The organism is Microvirga antarctica, from assembly GCF_017921815.1.
GTDB lineage: Bacteria > Pseudomonadota > Alphaproteobacteria > Rhizobiales > Beijerinckiaceae > Microvirga > Microvirga antarctica.
The window spans coordinates 1-290 of sequence record NZ_JAGEMM010000081.1 but is presented as its reverse complement, the minus strand read 5'-3'; the positions used below and the strand labels follow the sequence as shown (position 1 = coordinate 290).

The window sequence follows — 290 nt, the reverse complement described above, 5'->3', positions numbered from 1 at the left end:
ATGTCACAGGCTTTTTCCCTGTACAGCGAGCTGACGGTCCGGCAAAACCTGGTGCTGCACGCCCAGTTGTTCCACGTCCCCGAGGACGAGGTGGAAGGCCGTGTGGCGGAAATGGTGGAGCGTTTTGAGCTGGGCCAGATTCTGGACCGTTTGCCCGATGCCATTCCTTTGGGGATGCGCCAGCGACTGTCCTTGGCGGTGGCCATGGTGCATAAGCCAGAGCTGCTGATCCTGGACGAACCCACTTCCGGTGTGGACCCAGTGGCGCGCGATAACTTCTGGCGTTTGCT

1 protein-coding gene is annotated in these 290 nt (G+C 60.3%); it reads left to right on the top strand.

From position 1 onward, the window contains the following. A partial coding sequence (locus tag J4G32_RS20945; protein ID WP_210497604.1) for an ATP-binding cassette domain-containing protein occupies positions 1-290 on the top strand: 290 nt, incomplete at both ends.